The 26,392-nt window shown below is 40.1% G+C and carries 22 protein-coding genes and 1 riboswitch; of the genes, 5 read left to right on the forward strand and 17 right to left on the reverse strand.

Going from position 1 to position 26,392, the window contains the following annotated elements:
* Nucleotides 1-216: 216 nt before the first annotated feature.
* The 4 genes from VIK44_RS11845 to uvrC all read right to left on the reverse strand — a co-directional run bounded on the left by VIK44_RS11845 (nt 217) and on the right by uvrC (nt 5,070).
* Nucleotides 217-1,092 carry a DegV family protein gene (locus tag VIK44_RS11845; protein ID WP_331554098.1) on the reverse strand — a complete coding sequence of 292 codons (876 nt, stop codon included), beginning with the start codon at nt 1,090-1,092 and terminating at the stop codon, nt 217-219.
* A 52-nt stretch (nt 1,093-1,144) separates the two neighbouring features.
* A complete protein-coding gene (locus tag VIK44_RS11850) occupies nt 1,145-1,927 on the reverse strand; it encodes a phosphatase (RefSeq protein WP_331554099.1) in 783 nt (260 codons plus the stop codon).
* 280 nt (nt 1,928-2,207) lie between these two features.
* Entirely contained in the window at nt 2,208-3,197 is a 990-nt protein-coding gene (hprK, locus tag VIK44_RS11855; RefSeq protein WP_331554100.1) for an HPr(Ser) kinase/phosphatase, read from the reverse strand.
* Between the two features lies 1 nt (nt 3,198).
* Nucleotides 3,199-5,070, reverse strand: coding sequence for an excinuclease ABC subunit UvrC (gene uvrC / locus VIK44_RS11860; RefSeq protein WP_331554101.1), 1,872 nt, complete (start codon nt 5,068-5,070; stop codon nt 3,199-3,201).
* A 133-nt stretch (nt 5,071-5,203) separates the two neighbouring features.
* Here uvrC and VIK44_RS11865 point away from each other — a divergent pair, with 133 nt between their 5' ends.
* Together VIK44_RS11865 and VIK44_RS11870 are read left to right on the forward strand one after the other, a co-directional pair.
* Nucleotides 5,204-5,452 (forward strand): hypothetical protein, encoded by a 249-nt coding sequence (locus VIK44_RS11865; RefSeq protein ID WP_331554102.1) that lies wholly within the window; start codon nt 5,204-5,206, stop codon nt 5,450-5,452.
* A gap of 300 nt (nt 5,453-5,752) precedes the next feature.
* On the forward strand, nt 5,753-5,953 hold the full coding sequence (locus VIK44_RS11870; protein ID WP_050739084.1) for a cold-shock protein: 201 nt from the start codon (nt 5,753-5,755) through the stop codon (nt 5,951-5,953).
* Between the two features lie 119 nt (nt 5,954-6,072).
* On the opposite strand, the gene VIK44_RS11875 is transcribed toward VIK44_RS11870, so the two are convergent.
* From VIK44_RS11875 to VIK44_RS11935, 13 genes are all read right to left on the reverse strand, one after another.
* Nucleotides 6,073-6,720 (reverse strand): DedA family protein, encoded by a 648-nt coding sequence (locus tag VIK44_RS11875; RefSeq protein WP_331554103.1) that lies wholly within the window; start codon nt 6,718-6,720, stop codon nt 6,073-6,075.
* A 219-nt stretch (nt 6,721-6,939) separates the two neighbouring features.
* Nucleotides 6,940-7,107: a FeoB-associated Cys-rich membrane protein gene (locus tag VIK44_RS11880; protein ID WP_331554104.1), complete on the reverse strand. Its 168-nt coding sequence runs from the start codon at nt 7,105-7,107 to the stop codon at nt 6,940-6,942.
* A 39-nt stretch (nt 7,108-7,146) separates the two neighbouring features.
* A complete protein-coding gene (feoB, locus tag VIK44_RS11885; protein ID WP_331554105.1) occupies nt 7,147-9,168 on the reverse strand; it encodes a ferrous iron transport protein B in 2,022 nt (673 codons plus the stop codon).
* Between the two features lie 85 nt (nt 9,169-9,253).
* Nucleotides 9,254-9,475: a ferrous iron transport protein A gene (locus VIK44_RS11890; RefSeq protein ID WP_331554106.1), complete on the reverse strand. Its 222-nt coding sequence runs from the start codon at nt 9,473-9,475 to the stop codon at nt 9,254-9,256.
* Between the two features lie 207 nt (nt 9,476-9,682).
* Nucleotides 9,683-12,490, reverse strand: a complete 2,808-nt coding sequence (gene uvrA, locus VIK44_RS11895) for an excinuclease ABC subunit UvrA (protein ID WP_331554107.1) — start codon at nt 12,488-12,490, stop codon at nt 9,683-9,685.
* A gap of 23 nt (nt 12,491-12,513) precedes the next feature.
* Complete coding sequence (uvrB, locus tag VIK44_RS11900; RefSeq protein ID WP_331554117.1) at nt 12,514-14,481, reverse strand: excinuclease ABC subunit UvrB; 1,968 nt, start codon at nt 14,479-14,481, stop codon at nt 12,514-12,516.
* Between the two features lie 342 nt (nt 14,482-14,823).
* A complete protein-coding gene (locus VIK44_RS11905) occupies nt 14,824-16,017 on the reverse strand; it encodes a S41 family peptidase (RefSeq protein WP_331554108.1) in 1,194 nt (397 codons plus the stop codon).
* A gap of 108 nt (nt 16,018-16,125) precedes the next feature.
* Nucleotides 16,126-17,271: a murein hydrolase activator EnvC family protein gene (locus tag VIK44_RS11910; RefSeq protein WP_331554109.1), complete on the reverse strand. Its 1,146-nt coding sequence runs from the start codon at nt 17,269-17,271 to the stop codon at nt 16,126-16,128.
* A gap of 50 nt (nt 17,272-17,321) precedes the next feature.
* A complete protein-coding gene (ftsX, locus tag VIK44_RS11915) occupies nt 17,322-18,239 on the reverse strand; it encodes a permease-like cell division protein FtsX (protein WP_331554110.1) in 918 nt (305 codons plus the stop codon).
* Nucleotides 18,229-18,918 (reverse strand): cell division ATP-binding protein FtsE, encoded by a 690-nt coding sequence (gene ftsE, locus VIK44_RS11920; protein ID WP_331554111.1) that lies wholly within the window; start codon nt 18,916-18,918, stop codon nt 18,229-18,231. Before ftsE ends, ftsX begins: the two co-directional genes overlap by 11 nt.
* Nucleotides 18,919-19,273: 355 nt before the next feature.
* On the reverse strand, nt 19,274-20,542 hold the full coding sequence (locus tag VIK44_RS11925; RefSeq protein ID WP_331554112.1) for a murein hydrolase activator EnvC family protein: 1,269 nt from the start codon (nt 20,540-20,542) through the stop codon (nt 19,274-19,276).
* 238 nt (nt 20,543-20,780) lie between these two features.
* Nucleotides 20,781-21,962 (reverse strand): methionine adenosyltransferase, encoded by a 1,182-nt coding sequence (metK, locus tag VIK44_RS11930; protein WP_331554118.1) that lies wholly within the window; start codon nt 21,960-21,962, stop codon nt 20,781-20,783.
* 87 nt (nt 21,963-22,049) lie between these two features.
* Nucleotides 22,050-22,147: riboswitch (SAM riboswitch) on the reverse strand.
* An 84-nt stretch (nt 22,148-22,231) separates the two neighbouring features.
* Nucleotides 22,232-23,413: a Xaa-Pro peptidase family protein gene (locus VIK44_RS11935; RefSeq protein WP_331554113.1), complete on the reverse strand. Its 1,182-nt coding sequence runs from the start codon at nt 23,411-23,413 to the stop codon at nt 22,232-22,234.
* A 258-nt stretch (nt 23,414-23,671) separates the two neighbouring features.
* On the opposite strand from VIK44_RS11935, the gene VIK44_RS11940 reads away from it, so the two are divergent.
* From VIK44_RS11940 to VIK44_RS11950, 3 genes are all read left to right on the forward strand, one after another.
* On the forward strand, nt 23,672-24,382 hold the full coding sequence (locus VIK44_RS11940) for a tRNA lysidine(34) synthetase (protein WP_331554114.1): 711 nt from the start codon (nt 23,672-23,674) through the stop codon (nt 24,380-24,382).
* Nucleotides 24,383-24,428: 46 nt separating this feature from the next.
* Nucleotides 24,429-25,115: a response regulator transcription factor gene (locus VIK44_RS11945; protein ID WP_331554115.1), complete on the forward strand. Its 687-nt coding sequence runs from the start codon at nt 24,429-24,431 to the stop codon at nt 25,113-25,115.
* Nucleotides 25,115-26,392 (forward strand): histidine kinase dimerization/phospho-acceptor domain-containing protein (locus VIK44_RS11950; protein ID WP_331554116.1); only part of this gene is annotated, 1,278 nt, incomplete at its 3' end. The genes VIK44_RS11945 and VIK44_RS11950, both read left to right, overlap by 1 nt.

Here is a 26,392-nt window from a genome sequence, read left to right on the forward strand (position 1 = left end):
TATTTTTATTTTCCAGGTAATTCCGAAAGTACCGTGAGCTTCGCTGTCTGTTTACATGAAACAATTTTTCCACTATACGTCGGACAGTCTAACGACTGTTCGCCTATACGTTATAAAATTGTTTATGAAAACTGACATCAAAGCAATTTACGATTGTGTTTATAAATTTCGGAATTTTCTAATTTTATATTCTTATTGGATTAGGCAAAATTCGGTTTAAAACCGAGCCCATTCCTTCCATTCATCGAAGAAAAAAACCGCCAGGGTTCCGGGACCTGAATGGGTTCCAATGGTTGCACCCATGGTCACAATTTTAAAATTATCCGTATTAAATCGCTTACTGGCAATTTTTACAAAACCTGCTGCCAATTCCGGGTTATCTGCGTGACTGATGCCAATGGTCTGAATATCCATCCGATCCCCATATTCCTCTAAATAGCCCACCATTTTTTTGAGGAGTTTTTTTTCTCCGCGAATCTTATCAATCTGATGAAGCTCTCCTACTTTATCAACCTCAAGCAGGGGATTAATATGAAGCATATTACCGATGATGGCGGTTCCTTTATTCAATCTGCCGCCCCGATAAAGATATTGCAGGTCAGTTACCGTAAAGACATGCTTTACGTGTTTAATGTAGTAATCAATGCGTTTGATGAGTTCATCCATGTTTTCATTATTATTCGCTGCCCTGGCAACCCCATAAACCATGAGTCCTAAACCATAGCATACTGCTTTTGTATCAATGACTTTAAAAATAGCTTCAGGATATTTTTCTTTAAGATCTCTTTCTGCCAAAGCAGCAGCCTGGTAGGTGCCGGAAAGTCCGCTGGAAAAGCCAAGGTAAATAAATGCCTGTTTCTCAAGGATTAATTCTTCAAAACGTTTAAAAAAATCGCCATAGGGAATCTGGGATGTCTTGTATCGCACACCCTTGCGCATATTTTCATAAACAAGTTCAGAAGTGATATCAATGCCATCCCGATAGTTCTTTTCATCCTGGGTGACATAAACGGGCATTATTTCAATATTATATGACCGCTGATCCACCTCTATAATATCACAGGCAGAATCAGTAATGATTTTAATAGTCATGCTTGGATTCCCTTCTAAACTTTTTATGACAGTTCACCATGGTCTTTTCAGATTATTTTACCACAGTTTCATCTTTTTGTGAAAATAAATCTTCCGCATACTGCCTTGGATCCTTAAAAAGAACTCGCCCTTTAGCCTCCAGATAATCAGTCAGACGTTTTGTTTCTAAATTAATAATGAGCTCATCAGGGAAATCAACTGCATTAAGAACCTTATCCACATAAGTGAAATCACCAATATCTGTTGCAAAATGGGTGTCACTTCCAATAATAATGGGCAACTCCAATTCTTTGCAGCGATTGGCTATCCATTCGCAGTTTGGCTTTGATCCCCGCCGGACAAAGAATGAAGCATTATTAATTTCGATAAGGGTATTGGTTTTTTTCGCATCCTGGAGAATGGCTTCATAATCAAGATCATATTGAGGATTCCCCAGATGACAGATAAAATCCACATGAGGATTGGCAATTGCCCCTAAAACCGCACTGGTATTTTCATTTTTTGATTTTGGTTTAAAGGTGGGTGTATGCAATGAGGCTGAAATAATCTCCAGGGCTTGGATATAATTCATCGGAATGTCCGTATTCCCCTGATCATCCAAAATATTACTTTCTATTCCTTTAAGTATTTTAACGTTATTAATTAACCCGGGTATAATCCGATAGTTTCCAAAAAATACCGGCTCCGGTGCTCCCGGAAGCTCAGGTCCGTGTTCCGTCAGACAGATCAGTTCCAACTTTTTTTCAGCAGCTGCATTAGCCAGCTCAGTGATTGTACTATAACCATGTCCACAGACCAGGGTGTGTGCATGGGCATCTAAAACATAATTTCGCATTCATTCTCCTTTGTTTTTCTCGTTTTAATAAATTGCAAAATTCATAAATACAACCGTAATTTGCTTTGATGTCAGTTTTCATAACCATAAGAAATCGCTATGCGAATTTCTTATGGTTCGCGGGCAGTCGCCAACTACAAGCGAGCTTGTGATTGGCTCGTTGCCTTCGCGAAAATGATTTTATAACGTATAGGCGAACAGTCGTTAGACTGTCCGACGTATAGTGGAAAAATTGTTTCATGTAAACAGACAGCGAAGCTTACGGTACTTTCGCAATTGCTTACTTATTCTTTCTATTCTCTGCTTCAAGCTCATTTTGGTGAGCCACTCTATCACAGAATACCTGGGCAGAGTGATAACCGTATTGTTTGGTCCGATTATTAATGGCCGCTGTTTCAATGATACAGGCCAAATTACGTCCTCCTGATACGGGAATCATAACTTCGGGTATCTCAAGTCCTAAAATATCCAGTTTTGTTTCATCAAGCCCCAGACGGTCATAGGGAGATCGCTCATCCCAGTTTTCCAGGCGAATGACCATGTCGATTTCCACCACTTGTTTGACTCCCCGAGCCCCATAAAGTGTTTTTATATCAATAATGCCAATGCCCCTGATTTCCATAAAATGTTGGAGCAATACCGGTGCGGTTCCCATCAGGTGGCTATCCCGGATACGTGTCACTTCAACCACGTCATCGGCAATCAGGCAATGGCCGCGTTTAACAATTTCCAGGGCTGTTTCGCTTTTTCCAATACCGCTTGGGCCGGTAATCAGCACGCCAACCCCAAAGACCTCTACTAATACCCCATGAAGGCTGACCATTGGTGCTGTCAGTCGATCAATATAATCAATGAGATGGTAAAAAAGTGAAGTGGTATGTTCGTTGCTTTTTAAAAGAGTCCGTCCGTGTTTTTTTGCGGCTTCTAAAAAGAGATCCACTTCATCCAAATTCCAGCACACAATAAAACAGGGAAATTCAAAAGCAAAGAAATCATCAATTTTCTGTTTTCTTACTTCCGGGTCTAAATCCAATAAATAGGAAATTTCCACTTTTCCGATGACTTGAATACGGTTGGCGTCAAAGTGTTTGTAATAACCGTGGAGTTGGATGCCGGGACGGTTTATGCCACAATCTGTTAAATCTATTTCACTGGAATCACAGTAGATTTTTTCCAGATTGAGCTCTCTGCAAAAGTTATCAATCGTCACCTTGCCATTCATTTTCTCTCCATATCTGTTTAGCGATTTATTACTTATTAATTTACTCAAATTATTTTACCTCTTCGTTTAATTTTGCAAAAGATTTTTCATCAATTATTTGAAAATGTTCAACAATGGCCTGAGCGGTTTTTTCATTCATCCCGGAGACTTTTACTAGCTCTTCTCGTGTTGCTTTTTTTATGTTTTCAATCCGTCCAAAGTGAGCCATCAGGGCCTGCCGCCGTTTTTTTCCTACCCCTGGTATTTCTTCCAGGTTGGAAGCAAGCATTCCTTTTTTTCTTAGAATCTGATGATAGCCCAAAGCATACCGGTGAACCTCCTCGGATATTTCAAAAATAAACGTCCCTAATGGCGTTGCTTTTTTCAAAGGATATTCTTCTCCTTTGAAAAAAATGCCTCTCAGGCGGTGATGATCATCCTTTACCAACCCGCAAACCGGAATATTTACCGGGTAAAGAGAAACAATACTTTCAATGGCTGATACGTGTCCAACCCCACCATCAACCATAATAATCTCAGGCAAAGGCAAGAAGGTGTTTTTCTCCTCTGTTTTCATAGCCCGTTCCATTCGGCGAAATACCATTTCCTGCATACTGGCATAATCGTTTTGTCCATCAACCGATTTTATTTTAAATCGTCGGCAGGCTTTCCGATTTATTTTTCCATCAGTAAAAACCACCATCCCTCCCACATTATTGGTGCCGCTAATATGGGAAATATCATAAGCTTCAATCCGTTCGGGCAGTTTTTCCAACCCTAAAAGATCTGCCAACCCATGGAGTCGGCTTTTAGAGTGTTCTTCTTTCTGTCGTTTTTCAAGAACACGCTGTTTCAAAGCAAGGTCGGCATTTTCTCCAACCATTTCCAACATTCTTACCTTCTGCCCCCGTTGCGGCGTTAAAAGATCGATTCTTTTCCCAGCCAGTTGACTGAGCCACTGGCTAATGGGTATCCCATCGGTTAATGTCTCTTTTAAAATGATTTCTTTAGGAATAAAACCACAGGTTGCATAGTACTGTTTGACAAAGCTTTCCATAATTTCCGCTGGTTCAACCTCGGCAATGCCTTCAAGAAAAAGATGATCGCTGCCCATGAGCTTTCCTTCTCTAACATGAAAAACCTGGACGCAGCCGAGATCATCTTCAGCTGCCAATGCAATAAAGTCCTGATCCTGTTTTGCGCTGGAAATAATTTTCTGTTTTTCGACAATATGCTTTATGCCGGAGATTTGATCTCTGAGTTTACCAGCTTCTTCATAATCTTGACTAACCGCTGCAATCTGCATTTTTTCATTAAGCGTTTTGATTAATTCAAGATGGCGGCCATTAAGAATATCCACTATCTCTTTAATTTCTTTTTCATATTTTTGTTTTGAAACATTTCCCTGGCAGGGTCCGTGACATTGGCCGATATGATAATTTAAGCAAGGCCGGCCTATTTTTTTCTCGTAAGCGATTTGTCGATTACATGTTCTCAAGGGATAAATTTTTAAAATGGCTTCAATGGTATTCTTTACTGCAAAACCGCTGGTAAACGGGCCAAAATATTTGCTGCCATCCTTTTTATGTTCCCGAGTCATCATAATCCTGGGGTATTCCTCATCAACGGTTACCTTTATCCATGGGTAGTTTTTATCGTCCTTTAACAAAATATTATATCGGGGTCGATATTTTTTAATGAGGTTGCACTCAAGAATAAGAGCTTCCATTTCAGAGTCGGTGACCATCGTTTCAATTTCCTCGATGTGGGAAACCAAAACAGCGGTTTTAGCTGTAAGATTTTGGGTCGAATGAAAATATTGGCGTACTCGATTGCGGAGATTGATGGCCTTTCCCACGTAGATAATGTCTCCTTGAAGGTTCTTCATCATATAGATCCCCGGGCTTTGAGGCAATTCTTTCAATTTATTTCTATCATACATGCTTTTTTCACCTTGGGTATCCTGAACCCTTAAATTTATATTTTTTTGAATTTTTTTGTTTATTTCACTCTTGGTTTTGGTATAATAACAATACTAACTGTAATTTAGAATTAATATGAAAGGAAGTGTTACCATGTTTGAAAAGATAATCGTCGATGGCCTCAATACCCTGATTACTATTGGTAATTTTGAAGTTAAGATTGTTCCAAAAATTTATGGTGGTTATACCCTGACAAAAACGATTAAAGATAATCCCTTTAAAATCATTGAGATACGTGAAATACGACTTCCTATTTCAGAAACCGAAGTTATTAAGGAAGCCAAAGAACTTTTAAAACGTAAGTATGAGTCTGTTGACTTCAAGAAGCATTGTATCATATAAGTCTTGAGTTAAGCTTTTTTCCCTCAAAGGCTCCTGACTAGTTTCAGGAGCCTTTTTCTCTAAAAAGGGTATATTTTTAGAGAAAACGATGTATTTTGGGATTTTTTTTTAAAAAAGGCTTAATTTTCATTGAAATCATTTGACAAACAAACTTTCTTGCTGTATTATAGGAGGTAGATTAAAGTGTATTTATTGATTTCACATATTTTTGTAAGTCATTTGCGGTTTAAAATGCTTTACAAAAATATGTGTTTTTGCTTTTTGCATCAAGATTAATTTTAGAAAACAGGAGGTACCAAAATGAATAATGGTACAGTAAAATGGTTTAACGAGGAAAAAGGATTTGGTTTTATTTCGATTGATGGTGGCGAAGATGTATTTGTACATTTCTCAGCAATTATCGCAGATGGTCGTAAAAACCTTGTCGAAGGACAACGTGTTACTTTTGACACTGAAAAAACTGACCGTGGCTTACAAGCTACAAACGTTTTTATTGCATAGTTCCTTAAGTATTTAATTAAAAAAACCTGGATATAAAATCCAGGTTTTTTTAATGCTCATTTTTCAGCAAACTGGGAAAATATCAGTCACTCCGTTCATTTACTGGAGTGGAACTGATATTAATAGGCCTTAGCATCTTTCCGTTCCTTTATAAAGGTAATAATCACTGGAACGATTGAGATAACAATAATCGCAATTAAAACAAACGAAAAATTATCTTGAATAAACGGTAAATTCCCAAAGAAATACCCTCCACCTATAAATAGGGTTACCCATAGAAATCCACCTAATATATTGTAGGCGATAAACTTCATATAATTCATTTCTCCCATACCGGCTACGAAAGGAACGAAGGTCCTAATGATAGGAATAAACCGTCCAATGACGATGGTCATGGAACCATGTTTTTCATAAAACGTATGAGCCTTGATAATATATTCTTTTTTTATAAATCGCATGTTCTCTTTTTCTAAAATTTTAGTTCCAATTTTTTTCCCAATATAATAGTTTACGGTATCACCCAGCACTGCAGCTGACAAAAATACAATAAAAAAAGCAAAAACATTAAGTGACCCCATGGCCGCTAACGCTCCGGATGCAAATATTAAGGAGTCTCCGGGTAAAAATGGTGTAATCACCAATCCTGTTTCGCAAAAAATAATAAGGAATAATAACAAATAGGTCCACAACCCGTAATTTTGGATGATTCCAAATAAAGATTTATCAAGATTTAGTATGAAGTCAACTGCATAAACTATGTTATTCATCTTTTTTTTCCTTTCAATTTAGCCACAATGGATTCTATGCTTATTGAACCCATATCCTATACTACTGATTTATTATATCGTACTGAACATATTCTTACAACTTTAATAAATAAGATCACCTTTCAATCTTAATGAATCAGATCATCCCTAAAGTTTTAAGTACACAAAAAAATGCTCTCATATTCATCCATGAGAGCTTTTTTTTTGTGTGTGATTGATTTAATTTTTATCTTCCGGTGGTTTTGCTTCAGTTTTGCAACCGGAACAGCTTTCCCCACCTTTACAGCCTTCACAGGAAAAATCTCCTGATTTTATTTTCTTAATCTTCTTGTAAATAATATAGGCTGCCGCTCCGATAATCAGTGCTGCTAAAATCCACGTAATCATTTTTAATCCTTCTTTCTGATATAACTTTTTTGGATTTGATTACCCAAAAATTCGACTTCCTACCTGGTAAATAATGAATGCGACGCCATAGGCTAATCCAAGCTGATATGCCAGTGCAAAGAGAAAGTCCTTCCAGTTTCCTAATTCCTTCTTCATTGTGGCAAGGGCAGCCATACAGGGTGATGCCAGTAGTACGAATATCACGAAACTGTATGCTGACACCGGGGTGAAAACCTGGCTTAAGGCTAAAGTAAAACCGCCAGTCGCACTGGACAGTAAAACACTCATCGTACTGATAATCATTTCTTTGGCTGCTATCCCTGTGAGTAAAGCCACCGAAGCAACTGGATTTCCAAAACCCAGAGGCACAAAAATTGGGGCAATGAAGTTACCAAAAGTGGCCAATATACTTTGGTCTGGAGTCTGAACCGGCTGTAAACCTAAAGTATAATTCATTAAAAACCAAAGCAAAACGGATACTGCAAAAATAATGGTTCCTGCCCGAATAAGGAATTCTTTAATTCGTTGCCATACCTGGGTGACTGTATTTTTTAATTTTGGTAAGCGAAGGGGTGGAATCTCAAGAAGATACCCTGAATCTGCTCCCTTAAACCAGGTTTTTGAAAGGATAAAGCCTGAAACAAAAACCGCAAAAAGACTGACAATATACAGTGAAAAAACAAGCAAGGTTTGGTTCGTTGTAAAAAACACCGAAGCCATAAGCACATAAATCGGCATTTTTGCACCACAGGAAATGAAAGGCGTGAGCACTGCTGTAAGCTTACGTTCACGTTCATTTTCCAAAGTCCGTGTTGCCATAATTCCGGGAACTGAGCAACCCAGGCCAACAACCATGGGAATAAACGATTTTCCAGAAAGACCGAATCGTCGAAAAATTCGATCCATCATAAAGGCAACCCTTGCCATATAGCCGCTGTCTTCCAGTATTGAGATGAAAAAAAACAATGCCACTAGCTGGGGCACAAAGGTTAAAACTGCTCCAACCCCGGTAATGACACCATTATTAATTAATGAAATGAGCCAGTCAGCAACTCCCAGACTGCCCAATACATTGGTAACATTTACAATGAGAACCTCATTGATAAACCATTCGATGCCACCAATCGTATACTGTCCGACCAGAGTAATGGAAACGTAGTAAATAATGAACATAAAAAGAAAGAAGATCGGTAAAGCTGCATAGCGGTTCATCAGAATCTTATCCAGCTTGTCCTGGAAAAGATGGGTGTTCTCCCGGACTATTTTAGTTGCTTTTTTTACACTGTCGGTAATAAAACGATAGCGGTAATCCGCAATGGTACTATCCACATCATGTCCTGAAAAGCTTTCAATTTTCTTTCGGGTTTCATAAATGTCCTCTAACAGTCCAAAACTCTCATGGATTTTGGAAAGCACCTCCTCGTCCTTTTCAATAAGCTTTACGCTTCGAAATGCCACCGGATAATCAGTTAAAATATCCGGGTACTTCACTTGAATCTGATCATCAAATTCTTTGAACATGGCTGTGATTTCCGGAGGAAAAATCCCTGGCATTTCGCGCTTTACAGGATGTTTAAGTTTTTCTACAACAAAATTAATCAGTTCATTGATGCCGGTTTCTCTTTGGGCTGATATTTCAATAAAGGGAAACCCGAAGGATTTTTCCAAAGACTTTATATCCAGAGTAATTCCTTTTTTTTCCACAATATCCATCATGTTAAGTACCCCAACGATAGGACAATCCAGCTCCATGAGCTGAGTGCTCAGGTAAAGGTTTCGTTCAATGTTGGATGCGTCGATAATATTAATGATCAGATCCGGAGACCCTTCCAATAAATAATTCCGAGAAACAATCTCATCTATGGAATAAGGTGCCAGGGAATAAATCCCGGGAAGATCGACTAACGTAATTTTCTCTGTGGTGTTTTTTAAATCGCCTTCTTTTTTTTCTACTGTCACTCCTGGCCAGTTTCCTACATAGAGATTACTCCCGGTGAGGCAATTAAATAATGTGGTTTTTCCTGAATTAGGATTACCCGCCAATGCGACCTTATATTTCATACATTTCCTCAATTCTCTAGTTACGATCTGTTTGTATTCTTTGAAAGAACTAAACCACCTTATAAGGTGGTTTAGCTAAAGCCTTTTAAATCATTATAATATTTTGTGCGTCTTTCTTCCTGAGACTTAAAGCATATCCTCTTAGTCGTACTTCAATGGGATCCCCAAAGGGTGCTGTTTTGTTAACCTCAATTTCAACTCCGGGTGTAACACCCATATCCATCAGTTTACGCCGCATGATACCTTCTACCATGATGGAATCGACGCAGGCTTTCTGGCCTGGTCTTAAATCTTTTAAAGTAAGCAAAACTAACACCTTCTTTCTCATAATATTAAGGAAGTTTTAAAAAATAGTTTCTTTTTAACGCACTCTTTTTCTTCTTCATCTGTTAGTCACATTATACTTTAATTGAATGTCATTGTCAATTAGATTTTCGTTTTCTTAGTTTACATTAAGTTTCCTGAAAAATTAAAAAAGCATGAAGGCTGTCCATTGACAAACTTCATGCTTTTTTTAATGCAATATTTTTTTTAAGTACTGGCCTGTGTAAGACTCGGCTACTTCGGCAATTTCTTCAGGAGTACCCATAGCGACAATGGTGCCGCCGCCGTCCCCGCCTTCAGGCCCTAAATCAATAATATGGTCAGCCACTTTTATCATATCCAACTGATGCTCAATCACCACAACGGTGCTGCCGCTGTCTGCCAGTCGCTGCAGGACGGTGATGAGACGGTCGATATCCGCCATATGCAGCCCCGTGGTCGGTTCATCCAGGATATACAGGGTCTTTCCGGTATTTCGTTTACTTAATTCAGTTGCCAGCTTAATGCGTTGGGCTTCTCCCCCGGATAATTGGGTTGATGGCTGACCCAGCTTCACATAGCTCAGCCCCACATCAAAAAGAGTTTTAAGCTTTTCATTGATTTTTGGGATGTTTTCAAAAAACGCCAGAGCTTCTTCAACGGTCATTTCTAAAATGTCCGCGATATTTTTCCCTTTATATTTTACCTCCAGTGTTTCACGGTTGTACCGCCTGCCCCCACAAATTTCACAGGGAACATACACATCCGGGAGAAAATGCATTTCAATTTTCAGAATACCGTCGCCACTGCACTTTTCACAGCGTCCACCCTTGACGTTAAAGCTGAATCGTCCTTTTTGGTAACCCCGGGTTTTTGCTTCCGGTGTTTTTGCAAAAAGATCGCGAATCAGATCAAAAACCCCGGTATAGGTGGCCGGGTTTGATCTTGGGGTTCTGCCAATAGGTGACTGGTCAATGTCAATAACTTTGTCAATGGCCTCAACCCCTTGAATACTTTTATATTTCCCGGGCTTTTTAAAACTGTGATAGAGCTTTTGGGCAATGCCTTTATATAAGATTTCGTTAACAAGGGTGCTTTTCCCTGATCCTGAAACTCCGGTAACACAAATGAATTTCCCCATGGGAAAATCCACATCAATATTTTTTAAATTGTTGGCTTTAGCACCTTTGACTTTTAAGGAACCACCGGTGCCTTCCCGACGTGTTTGGGGAATAGGGATTTTCTTTTTTCCACTGAGATATTGGCCGGTAATGGATTCAGGGACCGCCATGATTTCCTCTATGGACCCTGTGGCAACCACTTCACCGCCATGAACTCCCGGGCCAGGTCCGATGTCAACAATATAATCCGCTTCTTCCATGGTTTCCTGGTCGTGTTCCACGACAATCAGGGTATTCCCTAAATTAGTGAGCTGCCGCAGGGTTCCCAACAGCTTTTGGTTATCCCGTTGATGCAGGCCAATGCTTGGTTCATCCAGAACGTATAATACTCCCACTAACCCGGAGCCGATTTGAGTTGCCAGACGAATCCTTTGGGATTCTCCTCCGGACAAGGTTCCTGAATTTCTGGAAAGGGTCAGATAATCCAGTCCGACATTGTGCAGAAAGTTAAGCCGGGCGTTAATTTCAATGAAAATAGCGTCCCCGATCATTTTTTCTCTGGGGGTTATGTCCAATTCCTTGAAAAGTCTGATCAGGTTGGTCACCGACATATCTGTTAATTCAATGATGTTTTTTCCGTGAAATGTCACCGCCAGACTGATGGGGTTCAGTCGTTTTCCGTTGCATTTCGGACAGGGAATTTCTGACATATACCGCTCGATAAGGTTACGCATCCGTTCCGAGGCGGTTTCCAGATAACGGCGTTCCATATTTTTCACCAGGCCTTCAAAGGTAGAAGAATAGGTCCCGGAAAACTTCCCCTCATAGGAAATTTCAAGGACCTCCGGACTACCATACAGAAGTGCATCTAAAAATTCCTCAGGGGCATTTTCAAGGGGTTCACTCAATGAAAAACGATACTTTTCGGCCAATGCCCGAATCAGGTTCACATAATATTTTGAATCATTTTTTAATCCAAAGAATTTAACAGCGCCATTGGTAATGGACAGACTTTTATCCGGAATTAATAAGTCCGGGTCAATTTCCCGGTGAAATCCCAGGCCATGACATTCGGGGCACATACCAAAGGGATTATTAAAGGAAAATGTTTTTGGTTCCAATACATCCATGGCAATGCCGCAATCGGCACAGGATAACTTTTCACTGAAAAGCTGCCGTTCTCCGCCAATTACATCAGAAATAACCAGACCTCCGGAAATCTTCAAAGCGGTTTCCAACGAATCCGTTAAGCGTTTCCCAATGCCTTCCTTGGATACCAGCCGATCCACAACAACGTCAATGGTGTGTTTTTTATTTTTATCGAGTTCAATCTCATCCGTGACCTCCATGGGTTCACCATCCACAATAATCCGGACAAAGCCTTCTTTTTTAATAAAATCAATGGTTTTCTTATGTTGCCCTTTTTCGCTTCTCACCACCGGTGACAGAATCTGGAATTTTGTTTTTTCAGGAAGTGCTAAAAGCACATCCACAATCTGATCCACCGACTGAGATTCCACTAACTTACCGCATTTAGGACAATGGGGAATCCCAACCCGAGCATAGAGCAGTCGCAAATAATCGTATATTTCGGTAACCGTACCCACCGTGGACCGTGGGTTACGATTGGTTGTTTTCTGGTCAATGGAAATTGCCGGAGATAATCCATCAATACTTTCCACGTTGGGTTTTTGGGTTTGTCCAAGAAATTGCCGTGCATAGGAGGAAAGGGATTCCACATAACGGCGCTGTCCTTCAGCATAAATCGTATCAAAGGCCAGAGATGATTTCCCTGACCCACTCAGTCCTGTTAATACCACCAGCTGCTCCCGAGGTATTTTAAGACTGATATTTTTTAAATTGTGCTCTTTGGCACCTTTTATATCAATGTATTTCATCGTTCTCCTTTGAACTGGGACCTTTAATTTCTTCTCTTTTTTAGTTGTAGGATTTCATCCCGAATCTTTGCGGCACGCTCAAATTCCAGGGCTTCGGCTGCGGCTAACATTTCAACTTCCAAGGTCATGATTTTAGCTTCCGATTCAAAGGTTGCATCCTCAATGATGTAATCTTCCTGTCCTTCGGCAACCTTGGTAGCCTCGATAATATCACGAATTCCTTTTTTCACTGATCTGGGAATAATATGATGTTCTGTGTTATAGGCGGTTTGAATGGTACGACGGCGGTTTGTTTCACCAATGGCTCGTTCCATGGAAGGCGTGATTTTATCGGCGTACATAATAACATGACCTTCCAGATTTCGTGCTGCCCGGCCAATGGTTTGAATCAAAGATGTTTCAGACCGGAGGAATCCTTCCTTATCTGCATCGAGAATGGCGACCAAACCAACCTCCGGCAGATCAAGTCCTTCCCGAAGGAGATTGATCCCAACAAGGACATCAAAAATCCCTAAACGCAAATCTCTGAGGATTTTCATACGTTCAATGGTATCAATATCCGAATGTAAATAATTAACCTTAATCCCATTTTCCTTAAGGAACAGACTAAGATCTTCTGCCATTTTCTTTGTTAATGTGGTTACCAATACCCGGTTCCCCTGGTCAGTTGTCCTGTGGATTTCTCCCAGAAGATCATCAATTTGTCCGGTAATGGGCCGAACCGTAATTTCCGGGTCAATGAGCCCGGTTGGACGGATAATCTGCTCTACGGTTTGCTGACTGTGCTCATTCTCATAAGCTCTGGGGGTGGCGGTTGTAAAAACAATTTGATTGATTTTTCCTTCAAATTCCTGAAAATTCAGTGGCCGATTATCATAGGCTGATGGCATTCGAAAGCCATAATCAACCAGATTGCGCTTACGAGCCTTATCTCCTGCAAACATCCCGCCAATCTGTGGAATGGACACATGAGATTCATCCGCAATCATTAAAAAATCTTTTGGAAAATAATCAATGAGTGTATAGGGAGGTGAACCTGGGGGCAGACCATTAATATAACGGGTATAGTTTTCGATGCCATTACAATATCCCATTTCCCGGAGCATTTCTATATCATAATTCGTTCTCTGGAGAATCCTCTGGGCTTCAACGAGCTGGTTATTGTTGGTATACTCGTCATAGCGCAGACGCAATTCCTTTTGTATACCGGCAATGGCGCGTTCCAGATTTTCCGGAGTTGTGGTGTAGTGGGATGCGGGAAAAATCGAAACATGGTTGAGCTCTCCGTAAATTTCCCCGGTAAGGGTATTTACTTCAGTGATACGTTCGATTTCGTCCCCGAAAAATTCCAGTCGTATGGCTTTTTCCGATGATGATGCCGGAAATATTTCCAAAATGTCTCCACGCACACGAAAGTTATTTCGCTCAAAAGCGATGTCGTTTCTGGTGTATTGAATATCTACCAGTTTTCTGATAATGGCATCCCGTTCTTTTTCCATTCCCGGACGAAGGGAAAGCACCAGATTTTCATAGTCAATGGGACTTCCCAGACCATAGATACAGGACACACTGGCCACTACAATTACGTCTCGTCGTTCAAATAATGAGGCCGTGGCTGAATGGCGAAGCTTATCAATTTCATCATTAATTGATGAATCTTTTTCAATAAACAAATCTGAATGAGGCACATAGGCCTCGGGTTGGTAATAATCATAGTAGCTCACAAAATACTCAACTGCATTATCCGGAAAAAAGCTCCGAAACTCATTGGTGAGTTGGGCTGCCAGGGTTTTATTATGAGCAATGACAAGGGTTGGTTTCTGTACGGCCTCAATGACCTTCGCCATGGTATAGGTTTTTCCTGAACCTGTGACTCCAAGTAAGGTTTGAAATTTCAGGCCATCCTCAATCCCTTTGCTGATTTTTTTAATCGCTTGTTTCTGATCACCTTTTGGTTCATATTCAGAAACAACCTTAAATGGTTTTACCATCTTTTTTTCCACGTTGTACCTCCAGCTTGAAGCATTGAACATTCGTTCTATTATTCTATCACAGGTCTTTTCCGTTGACAATAGAATAGAATGTTTCCAAATAAGCCTTTAAGGAAAACACAAGGTTAAACTTAAAAAAGCATGCCGCTAAGGACATGCTGAGACTGTAGACAAATAGGTAAAGCAATACCGACAATTGGTTACATCGTGTTGTGTGCCTCAAGGCGAACAGGTGATAGCCTGTACGAATTGAAGCACACAACTGATTAACAATTGGTCGGTACGGTGTTTTCTAGACAACCTGAGCACGCTGCTAAGGGCATGCTTGTAACTTTTATTATTTTATACTCCCAGAGTTTCCAGGGCTTTTTGCAGCTGAACATCCTCTGCATCTGTGAAAATATTATTCTTCATAAAATCATTGGCATCAATAACGACGTTTGGTTCAAGACCCTTCTTATTAATACTGTTGCCATTAGGGGTGAAATATTCTGAATTGGTGACCTTAAATCCACCGCCATCCTTAATTCCAATGACTTCCTGAACGATTCCTTTACCAAAAGATTTTGTTCCAACCAGGGTTGCTGCGCCGGTATCCTGAAGAGCACCCGCCAATATTTCTGCAGAACTGGCTGAACCGCCATCGATTAAAACCACCATGGGAAGTTTTAAGCTCTGGGTGTCATCAGAATTATAATCCGTTCGTTTTCCTGATTTATCCACCGTATAAACAACCGTGGTTTTTCCCAACAGGCGGTCAGCAATGGCCACTGATTCGTTGACACCACCACCGGGGTTACCGCGGAGATCTATGACCAGCCCTGAAATATTTTGGGCTAATAAGGCATCAAGCTGGGTTGCAAAATCAGTGGTTGTATTATTTGTAAATTCACTGATTTGAATGTACCCTGCATTACCGATCACCCGGGAATCTACGGTTTTTTCTTCAATGGCTTTTCGGGTAAGCGTGAGATCAATGGTTTCCTCACCTCTGGCAATAGAAACATCAACAGTCGTATCTGCCGGACCTCGAACCCGCATCACCACTTCATCAGATCCTAAAGTAGTCACATCTTCTCCATTGACCTTAATGATCTTATCTCCGGTTTTTATTCCCGCTTCATCAGCAGGCGTTCCTTTTTGAGGAGCAATAACAGTGGTAATGCCATTTTCATCCTCTGAAACAACAATCCCAACCCCTTCATAAACGCCGGTGGCAGATTCCAAATAGGATTTAAACTCATCACTTGTAAAATAAGCGCTATATGGGTCACCGAGGCTGCCAAACATTCCTTTAATGGCACCTTCCATCAGGGTTTTATCATCTACATTTTTGTAATATTCTGCTCCAATTTGTTTCTTTAGTTCTAATAATTTATTTATTCCATTGACTGTATCCTGGCTATCTGCATTTATGATCACCTTATTCCCAAGAACCAGGTTTCCGGCATTGGTAAATACAAAGGTAAGCATATTTGTCACTAATAACAGAACAACCACTAGAACAATCCATCTTCTTTTATTATTATTTTCCATAATCCTCCAATAACACCCATTGTAATTTATTTTTTACAAAATAGAACAGGAGAAAAGAATCACGATTCTCTTCTCCTGTTCTTTAAAGCTTATTGTACAGTTAAACCCTTAAAATACTCCAAAAGGATCGACGAAGCCTCCACCGGAAATCACACCAAAATGTAAATGCGGTCCAGTAGAATGTCCAGTTGAGCCAACAGCTCCAACCACATCACCTTTATTGACTGTTTGTCCGGCCGATACTGAAATTGCACTCAAGTGACCATAATAAGCCTGGAGACCATTGCCCATATCGATGATCACACAATTACCATAACCACCATTATATCCAGCTGATAAAACCTGTGCGTTTCCCATGGCTAAAACAGGTGTTCCCGTGGAAGCGCCAATATCAACGCCTTCATGGTATCCGGTATATGGATCTGTACGAGGTCCGAAGGGACTTGTAATACTGCCGCCGCAAGGCCATTGATATTGACCTGAGGATGGTGTAAAGTTTGAATTACCACCTGTTGTAGATCCATTTGCTGCATTCTGTTGGGCTAACAAAGCTCCAATTTGATTTTTGATATTCGCTGCTTCAGCTGATTCGGCGTCAAGCTTAGCCTGAGCTTCTCCCAGAATGGCCTGGTTCTGAGCAAGAAGCTCGTCCTTCTGTGCTTTAACTTCTTGTTGTTGATTCAAAGCTGTTTCCTGTTCTGTTTTTTTACTAACCGTTGCTAAACGGTCCGCTTCTATGCTCTTCTTTTTTTCATCAATGATTCTTTTAGTTTCTTCTAAAGCTGTTAAGGCTTCCTTATCGGATTCTACAATATAACGGGACATATCCACTTTTGTAACAAAATCCGCGAAATCTGATGATGAGAATAAGAATTCCAGCATGCTTCCATTCCCATACATATACATGGCTCGAACACGCTCATTCATAGCTGTTTCCTGTTCAAGGCGTTTTGCTTCGGCAGCATCCAATTCCTGTTGGGTTTGAACAATGTTTGCTTCCAACGTAGCAATTTCGCCGTTAAGGCCATCGATAACACCGCCAATACGGCTCATTTCATCGTTGGCTTTTCCTATCTCAGTCTCAATCCCGGCAATGGTATTTTGGGTCATATCAACCTGATATTGAGCATCCGCCTGCCGTTGATTACTTTCTGCAAGCTGATCTGAAAGCGATGCTGCATTAACAGGAGCAATCACCACACTCAAAGCGATGATCCCTGTCAATAAAGCCGTTACGATTCTTCTTTTTATCATTTCAAAATTTCTCCCTTTATTTCTTCAGAAAACCGATTGTTTTCTTTGGCTTATACATCTAAAAATTTACGTATTGCAAATACACTGCCAACCGCACCGATAAAACCTCCATAAATCAGGAAGAAAAGGATCAACTGCCCCATAACAGCATCAGGCGATGCCAATGACGCACCCACTGGAAGGAAAAGATTGCCCCCTACAAGACCTAATATATAATAGTAGGCAATCCGAATAATCAGAAAAGCAACCACCGATCCCATCAAACCTAAAAGTGTTCCTTCAAGGATAAACGGGGCCCGGATATAGGCGTTGGTCGCACCGACGTATTTCATAATTCCAATCTCTCGACGTCTGGCAAAAACGGTGAGTTTAATGGTGTTATATATAATGAAAATAGATATTAATGAAAGGACCCCTAAAACCACAATGCTTAAAGTATTGGTAAATTTATTAAATGTCACCAGTGCATCAACATACTCTTGTCCATAACGGACGTATTCAACTCCCTGATCTTTAAAGGTCATTGCCAGGGTTTGAACCGCTTGAAAATCATTGGGATTTTTCAATCTGATGATAAAGGATGCGGGCATTGGGTTATTCTGTGAATTATAACCGCTTAACAGTGGTGCATAGTCTTGTAAACTCACTGTAAATTTGTCCAGGGCTTCCTGTGAGCTTTCGAAATTAACAGATTCAATTAATGAACTGTTTTTAAGGGCCTCTTCGATGGTCGTTTTTTGGGTTTCAGTGTAACCTGATTGCAGGAAAACCTTAAGTTCCAGCTTGGATTCTACATCCTTTGTAACTGACTGGACGTTAATCGTCAGAATTAAAAAAATTCCCAATATGATAAGAGCTGCAATAACCGATAATACTGATGCTACACTCATAAGGTTATTTCGTTCAATACTTTTTAAGGTATCACGGATAACATTATGGGGCATGGTCTTCAGTGAATTAAACTTCATAGCCATACCTCCCTGTGGCATCATCTACCTTAAGGATTCCATCTTCCAATGTTAAAACTCGCTTTTTCATTTTATCAACAATTTCACGATCATGGGTGACCACCACTACGGTTGTTCCCCGGCGATTAATTTCTTCTAAGATACAAATAATTTCATAAGAGGTTTCCGGATCAAGGTTTCCGGTGGGTTCATCGCAAATAAGAATGGATGGGTTATTTATTATCGCCCGGGCAATAACCACTCGCTGTTGCTCCCCACCTGAAAGCTCATGGGGATAATGGTTGATTCGATGGGAAAGCCCAACCATATCCAATGCCAATGGGACACGTTTTTGAATTTGTTTTTCTGGTTTTCCAATGATCTCCATAGCGTAAGCGACATTTTCATAAACACTTTTATTTTCCAGCAGTCTGAAATCCTGAAACACAATACCCATTTTACGTCGCAAATATGGGATTTCTTTTTTAGAAAGTTTAGCCACATTATAATTGTTAATATAAATCGATCCTTTAGTCGCATCGATTTCTCTTAACAAAAGCTTAATAAAAGTGGACTTACCCGCGCCACTCCGACCAACAAGGAAAACAAATTCTCCTTTATCAATAAACAAACTGACATCCTTGAGTGCATCACTCTTATTCTTTTCAAAACTTTTTGTTACATTTTTAAATTCAATCATATCCTACTTCCACTCCCGTGACTCCTATCAGTATCATATAAAACATTGAAGTATTTCAACCAATTTGGCATTGTTACATCATTTTTACATTTTTCTGATAAATTGTCATTATTTTACTTCAAATCCAAGTTATTGGTGCATAGTAAGCTTAATATCAGTTATTATACCTATCTTCAGCTACTCTAACGTTCTCTAACACACACAGACTATTTTAACATACTTTTCTAGTTATTTCATTAAAGAATATAATATTTGTAACAAATGTAACGTTAATTTTAATAGGCAATAAAAAAAAGAGAAAAGCCATATTCCATTTGGAATATTCTTCTCTCTTTTTGGCTTTAAGTTTTATAGTTTAGAAATAGGTATTAGGATCGACAGCTGTACCATAATTACGCATTTCAAAATGCAAATGTGCTCCGGTGGAATTTCCGGTACTGCCTACTGCACCCACCGTTTGTCCTGAACTGATACTTTGTCCTGCAGATACATTAATACTGCTCATGTGGGCATAAAGTGCGGAAATACCATTACCAAGATCGATGATCACACAATTTCCGTAACCGCCATTGTAACCTGATGATATGACAACGCCATTTCCTGCAGCTGCAACGGGTGTTCCGGTAGAAGCCCCGATATCCACTCCAGAATGAAATCGTGTAGATCCTGGGGCCATTGGATCATCCCGATTTCCAAAAGGACTGGTAATACTACCGCCACAAGGCCATTGATAACCACTTGAATAACTGGGTGATGCAGCTGGTTCATTGTCATCACTGCTGCTGCCGGTATTATTGTTGTCGGTGCTGCCACCGCTGGTATCATTATTGGCTCCTTGTTCTGCCGCTGCCTGCTCTGCTGCTGCCTGCTCTGCTGCTGCCTGCTTTGCTGCTGCTTGTGCTGCCTGCTCTGCGTAGTAGGCCTGAATTTGACCTTCTATATCGGCTGATGTTGCAGCCTCTGCATCTTCAATGGCTTTATACTGGGTCAGCACTGTTTGATTTTGGGCAAGAAGCTGATCTTTCTGGGCTTTGACGTTTTCCTGATCACCTAATGCGGTCTCTTGCTCTGCTGCTTTTGCAACTGTTTTTAGCCGGTCAGATTCAATACTTTGCTTTTTCTCATCAATTACTTTTTTTGTTTCTTCAAGGGCTTTTAAAGAGCTCTTGTCTGCTTCAATAATATAACGTGACATATCAAGCTTTGTTGCAAAATCCGAGAAATCAGTGGAAGAAAACAAGTACTCCATGATACTTCCGTTACCATACATATACATGGTACGAACACGATCGCTCATTGCCCCTTCCTGTTCAAGTCGTTTTGCTTCTGCTATGTTCAGTTCTTCCTGGGTTTTTGCAATATTTGATTCCAAACCTGCTACTTCAATATTAATAGAGTCTATCACACCGCTGATTCTGTTGACTTCATCGTTAACTTTATTAATCTCAGTTTCAATGCCGGTAATGGTATTCTGAGTCATATCAACCTGAAATTTAGCTTCTGTTTGCCTTGCATTGCTTTCTGCAAGTTGTTCAGAAAGGGTAGCGCCATATACGGGTGCCACTGCTAAAGCAAAAACCAATGTCCCTGCAACGATTCCTGAAATTATTTTTTGTTTGTTCATTTTACCCTTTTACCCCTTTATTTATTAAAATTTTGGATTATTCATTTCATTTTTTTTGTAACAATTGTATTATAGCATAAAATAGTAAGAATGAACATATAAAAAACATCTAAATTGCAAAATTTTATCCAAATAATATCGAAAAATAGGTCAACTTGCTAAACTATCATGTATTTTAGTCACTAAAAAAGAAACGTTCATTAAATTAATAATGATCGCTTCTTTTTTGTATCATCTTCTAACTGTTGCTTTTCAGCTTTTCCACCATGTCAAGACGTTCCCATGGCAGATCGATATCTGGTCGACCAAAATGACCATAGGCAGCTATTTGTTTATAAATAGGCCTACGAAGATTCAGATTTTTAATAATTGCGGCTGGTCGAAGATCAAAATGCTTTTCGATAAGCTCTACAATTTTATCATCTGATATTGTTCCGGTACCGAAGGTTTCTACATAAATGGAAACCGGTTTGGCAACCCCGATAGCATAGGCCAGTTCAACCTCGCATCTATCTGCTAATCCTGCGGCAACAATATTTTTGGCAACATGACGGGCGGCATAGGCCCCGGAACGATCTACTTTTGTTGGATCTTTTCCCGAGAAGGCACCACCACCATGACGGCCTGAGCCACCATAGGTATCAACAATAATCTTTCGACCGGTGAGACCGGCATCACCCTGGGGACCACCAATAACAAAGCGTCCGGTTGGATTAATAAAATATTTTGTATCTGCATCTAAAAATTCAGGCTCTATAACTGCCTTAATGACATGTTCTATGATATCCTTACGAATGGTTTCCAGGCTTACCGATGCACAATGCTGAGTGGAAATAACCACAGTATCAACCCGTGTGGGTACGCCATCATCATATTCAACCGTCACCTGGGTTTTTCCGTCCGGTCGCAGGTAATCGACTAACTTCTGTTTTCGAATATCGGCAAGACGTTTTGCAAGTTTATGGGCTAATGAAATAGGAAGCGGCATCAGTTCCGGCGTTTCGTTACAGGCAAACCCAAACATCATTCCTTGGTCCCCGGCACCAATTGCCAGCGTTTTTTCTGTTAATTGACCTTGTTTTGATTCCAAAGCTTCATTAACACCCATGGCAATATCCGGGGACTGTTCATCTATGGCAATCAGCACTGCGCAGGTATCACAGTCAAAGCCATATTTTGCACGGTCATAACCAATTTCTCGTACGGTTTCCCGCACCAAATGGGAAATATCAACATAGCAGTTGGTGGTAATTTCCCCACCGACCAGGATCAATCCTGTTGTGGCCATTGTTTCACAGGCGACCCGGGCCATCGGATCCTGTTCAATAATAGCATCCAGGATGGCATCAGAAATCTGATCACACATCTTATCGGGATGCCCTTCGGTTACTGATTCAGACGTAAACAACTTTTTCATAATTTTTCTCCTTCTGTAATTTCTGTAATGTCTATTTACCTGTCAATAAAGAAAACCTCGTCAATTGACGAGGTTAATGTTTTCCATTAAATCCCATCATTGCGAAAAAAATCCGCAGGTGTTGGCACCATGCTTTCGCTGGTTGCCGGGTTTCATCGGGCCTGTCCCTCCACCTCTCTGGATAGGTAAATATTCAGTTACTTTTTTTAATGATATCCTTCATCCATGCATTTGTCAAGGATTGAGATTTTTTTAAGGTTATTATAATGTTTTTATAATACCTCGCAGCCTTTTGATGTAATGACCACATCATCCTCTATCCGGATGCCAATTTCAAGTTCTTTCATATAAAGCCCGGGTTCAACCGTCATCACCATTCCCGGTGCCAGGACCAAATCACCCTCCGGCTTTAAATCATGGGTATCGAGACCCAGAGAATGGCCAATGCCATGATAATAAAACTGAGTAATATCACCATTTTCAGGAAAAAAACCTGCACGGCAGCATTTTTCTGAAAACAAGGCTTTGGTTAATGCCTGAAGGTCTTTCATGACTGCCCCTGGTTTATAGGCTTTAATTAATTCTTTTTGCACCTCTTCAACAATGTTCCAAGCCTTTTCCTGGGTTACTGTCATTTCACCGTTAACCGCTAATGTGCGGCTGATATCACTGCAATAGCCCTCAACCCTTGCTCCCAGGTCAAAGAGAATGAGTTCTCCTTCTTTTGTCTTTGATCGGTTTGACACATAATGAAGGGTGATGGCGTTTTTTCCCGTGGCTGCAATGGTTTCAAAAGCAAGTCCGTCTGCCCCTGCTTTTTTTACACAGTATTCAAAAAGAGCTGCCAAATCGTACTCGTAAACCCCTGGTTTTAGTTCCGAAGCCATTGCCTCAAAGGCTTTTTTTGTAACGGCATTGGCCTTTTTAATCATGGTCACTTCTTCTGGGGTTTTAATGATCCTCATCTGTGAAAATATGGGATGCAAATCTTTTGGCTCACAATTTTTTAAAAATAATTTCATGTCTTTATCTTCGGTTTTAAAGCTTTGATGGGCAGGAACCTTAAAATCAAAGTAAAGGGTCCTGGATTTTTCAGAACAGTCTATTTCTTTTGGCAGCTCTTTCATATAATGGATTTCACAAATCCCAGATTGTATTTCTGCTTCTGTCTTACTTATCTTTTTGCCAACCCATTTTTCCTTTTCCAGGTCAGCTTCTTCAATAAATAATTTCTCAGCAACCATCCCCTGGTTGTTTTTCATCAAAACCAGGACAACCTCAGGTTCAGTAATACCAGTGAGATAATAAAAATTATTGTTGGTGTAAAATGGATAATTTGCATCCGCGGTCATGGAGATTTCTCTTCCTGAATATATAATAGCCATGCTGTTGTTATCCAATATATTTCCCATACTATTTCGATTCTTACTATAAAATTCACTTGATAAAGCCATTTTCTACCCCTCATTCGAATTAAATTCAAGTCAAAACTTATTAAATCGGGAACAATCCCGCCGCAACAAAGCAAGTCAGATCGGTAAAAAACCAAACAAATTGATAATTGCCTGCCGCATATAAGATAATCCCCTTTTATTCTTTCTCTATAAATGTTAAGATAATGATGACACATTACTTTAGCTTATATTGTACCTATTTAGGGTGTTTTTTGCAAGTATCGGGTCTGACAATAAGAAAACTCAGGAGAAAACAACGTGAAAAAAATTCTCGGACCCCTGCGAAGGGGTGTTGAAAAATATGAAATGATAAAACCAGGAGACCGTATTGCCATCGGTCTTTCCGGCGGTAAAGACAGTACTGCGCTTTTGGTTGCCATGAAACGCTTCCAAAGCTTCTCACCAATTCCCTTTGAACTGGAAGGCATTACCTTGGATATGGGCTTTGGCGGCATGGATCTCACCCCATTGGCAGATTTATGTGCCAAGCTCGACGTGCCTTACACCATAAAAAAAACAAAGATCGGTCCCATAGTATTTGAAGAACGTCAGGAAAAAAACCCTTGCTCCCTTTGTGCTCGGATGAAACGTGGAGCTCTTCATAATCTGACCATTGAAAGAGGTTGCCGAACCATTGCTCTTGGCCACCACGCTGACGATGCCATTGAAACCTTTTTCCTAAGCCTCTTTTACGAAGGTCGGATTAACACCTTTTCTCCGGTGACCTATCTTGATCGCAAGGATATCACCGTGATCCGCCCTTTAATCTTTGTTAAGGAACGTGATATTATCAGTGATTCTGAAATGAAAAACCTTCCAGTGATCCAAAGCACCTGTCCTGCCAATGGTCTTACCAAACGTGAAGACATAAAGAATATGATAAAAGAACTCCGCAAAACCATGCCGGATATGGATGACCGCGTTTTAGGAGCAATTCAAAACAAAGAGCAATGCCACCTCTGGTTTTAAAAATCAATTCACCATTAGGTGAAAAAATTTAGAAAGAAGGTAAAAAATGAATGAAAAAATACTTGTGGTTGATGATGAAGCAGCCATTGTTGATCTAATAAAGCTGGAACTTGAATTTGAGGGTTATCAGGTTGAAACCGCCTATGATGGCATGGAAGCTGTGGAAAAAGCCTTAGCCACCCACCCGGACCTGGTTATATTGGATATTATGCTTCCAAAAAAGAATGGTTACGATGTTTGTCGTGAGCTCGCCCCACAATTGGGGGTTCCTATTATTCTTCTCACTGCTAAAACCGACATTATTGATAAGGTTTTAGGTTTGGAACTGGGAGCTGATGATTTTATCACAAAGCCTTTTGATAATCGGGAACTTCTAGCCAGAGTCAAAGCCCATTTAAGACGTTCAAAAACGACGATTGAACCTAAGAAACATGAAACGCTTCTTAAAAACGGAGAATTGAGCATCTATTCAGATGAACGAATGGTTTTACTCAAAGAAAAAGAAATCCATTTAACTCCTAAAGAATTCGAACTTCTTTTCCTGCTGGCCTCAAATTTAGAACAAGTTTTCCCTCGGGATGTATTGCTGGAAAAAATCTGGGGTTATGACTATTACGGTGATACCCGTACAGTTGATATGCATGTCCAAAGAATCCGACGAAAGATTGATACCAACGGGAATAAGTATATTCAAACTGTTTTTGGAATTGGATATAAAATGAGGAAACTCTAATGCAGCTGAGTTACCGAAACCGGATGATCATTTACAATATCGTTCTTTTTGCTTTTGCATTTCTGATTGTTGTATTTTGTGTCTTTCAGGGAACTTCCTACTATTATGTCAATCAATCAAAGAACAATTTGCTGGAAATGGCCCAGGATGCCAACCTATACATCAGACAGGAACTTAAAGATGCAGCCAGCCCGGTGTCCCCTGAAAATCAATTCATGCTTGATGCCCCCTTACTTTCTAAAAATATTGCAAATGTCGCCGATACTCGGGCTTTGCTTTTTAATGCCGATGGGAAATTCTTAGCAGATTCTTATGAGCTCAGCGACAATAGTTCTCTTGCTGCCGAGCTCAGTCTTTCCAGGACCCAGGAAATCCCTGTTTTCACGCTAAAATCGATTAACAATGAAAGCGTCATGTATTTTGTATCTCCGATTTACATTGATAACCGCAATTTAGGATATGTTGGCTTTGTTTATCCCCTTAACGAAATGGATACCTTTCTTCACATTGCCGGTATTCTTTTTTCCATTGGCGGATTTCTTGGGCTTTTAATGATTGTTCTGGTTACTTTATCTTTTTCAAAGCATTTTATTCAACCCATTAAGGATCTAACAAAAATTTCCGGAGAAATAAATAATGGTAACTATAATCTGACTATTCACTACAAACACATGGACGAAATCGGTGACCTTACCCAGGCTTTTAATGGAATGATCACGAACATTAATAATGTCATTCTTCAGTTGGAATCTGAGCGAAAACGTTTAGCCGGCGTATTGGCCTCGATTGATGATGGTCTTCTGGCCATTGATAAGAATGGAAATATCATCACTTCCAACAGCTATATAAAAACGTATTTTAACGTGAGTAACCCGAAGACGATTTATGACTTTGAATACCAGTCCTTTATACGGGACATCTTTGATAGCTTAAAAAACGGAAAAGATCATATTATTGAGGAAATAGACTGCAACGACCGTAATCTCTTACTGATCGGAAGTCCGATAAGGGAAAAGGGGTTTGAAGAAAACTATATGATTATTATTCGGAATATGACATCCGCACGTCATCTTCAGGAAGAACAACGGAAGTTCATCAGCAGTGTCTCTCATGAATTACGCACACCTCTAACCACCATCATCGGTTATACAGATATGCTAACCCGACGAAAGGTAGATGATCCCGAAATAGTAAACCGATCCTTAAACACGATTAACCGTGAAGGTCATCGTCTCCTTCGCCTTGTGGATGACTTATTAACGGTTAATAAATTTGAT

The organism is Acetobacterium sp., assembly GCF_036508315.1.
Classification (GTDB): Bacteria; Bacillota; Clostridia; order Eubacteriales; family Eubacteriaceae; genus Acetobacterium.